We start from the raw sequence: 1271 nt of genomic DNA, 5'->3' as shown, positions 1-1271 counted from the left end.
CGCCGGCCACCTCGGCCTCGGCGCCCGGCTCGTCGTGCGCATCGGCGGTGCGGATCGCCGTGTCGAGCAGGCCGAGGAAATCGACCCGGTGCCCGAGCGCGCGCAGGCGCGCGGCCACCGTGAAGGCGATGCGGCCGCCGAACGACCAGCCCAGCAGCCGATACGGGCCGGCCGGCTGCGCCGCGAGGATCGCGCGCGTGCAATCCTCGGCCAGCGCCTCGAAGCTCGCCGGCCAGTCGGCGGGAGTCGATTCGGGCCGGGCGAAACCGGGCGCGCGCAGCGCCACCACCGAGGCCACGCCCTGCAGCGCCGCCGCCAGGTAGCGGTATTCGCCGGTCAGGCCGAAGCCGGGATAACAGCAGAACAGCGTGACCGGCGCGCGTGCCGCGTTGAGCGGCTGCAACCGCGCGTCGGGCGCCGGCGCGAGACGCGCCTCGGCGTGGAAGCGCTCGCGCCAGACCGCGAAGGCCGCCGCGGCGGCGGCGTCACCCACGACCACGCTCTCGCCCGGCGCGCCCTCGGGCAGATCGCCGAAGCGGCGCGGTGCCGCCTGCGTCGGATCGGCGGCGCCGTGCGCCATGCCGGCGAGCGCACGCACCTGCGCGTCGAACACCGTCACCAGGCGCGCCAGCGTCGCTTCGTCGACCGAACCCTCGGCGGCGCTCCAGTCCACCTTCAGGCAGCCCTCGGCGATCAGGCCGTTCAGGTCGAGCCAGTGACGCGCGCCGGCCGCGACGCGGCCCTGCGTGCCGTCGCCGCTGTCCTCGGCGGCAAACGTGAAGCGGCCCGCGCCGAGGCGTTCCTCGAAGCGGCCCAGGTAGTTGAAGCCGACCGTGGTGGCCGGCAGCGCGGCCAGTGCGGCGCGCGACGAGGCCAGCCCGGCGTAGCGCAGCAGGTTGTAGTGCAGCCCCTCGGCCGGCAGCTCGGCGCGCGCGGCACCGATGGCGCGGCGCGTGGCATCGACATCCTCATGCGCGCTCACGCGCAGCGGATATTGCGTGGTGAACCAGCCGACCGTGCGGCTCAGGTCGACGCCGGGCACCTGGTCGCCGCGGCCGTGTCCTTCCAGCTCGACCACCACCGGCACGGCCGGCAGCACCTCGGCGCAGGCATGCGCGAGCGCGGCCAGCAGCACCTCGTCGATGCGCCAGCCGGCCTGGGTGAGCCGGGCGGTCGTCTCGGCGTCGAGCGCCCAGGCCCGATGCCGCTGGCCGCCCTCGGCGCGCGGCGCGGCATCCTCGGCCGCGCCGAGCCGGGCCTTCCACCAGGCC

Annotated in this window: 1 protein-coding gene; it reads right to left on the bottom strand. The window is 76.4% G+C overall.

The window, feature by feature from the left end; translation table 11 throughout:
• A partial coding sequence (locus tag F3J18_RS37425) for an alpha/beta fold hydrolase (protein WP_240156527.1) occupies positions 1-1271 on the bottom strand: 1271 nt, incomplete at both ends.

The sequence above is a fragment of the Burkholderia sp. Ax-1720 genome, assembly GCF_011753035.1.
In the GTDB taxonomy this organism is placed as follows: Bacteria; Pseudomonadota; Gammaproteobacteria; order Burkholderiales; family Burkholderiaceae; genus Burkholderia; species Burkholderia gladioli.
The sequence above is the reverse complement of the archived record's forward strand: the minus strand, read 5'-3'. Positions and strand labels throughout refer to the sequence as shown.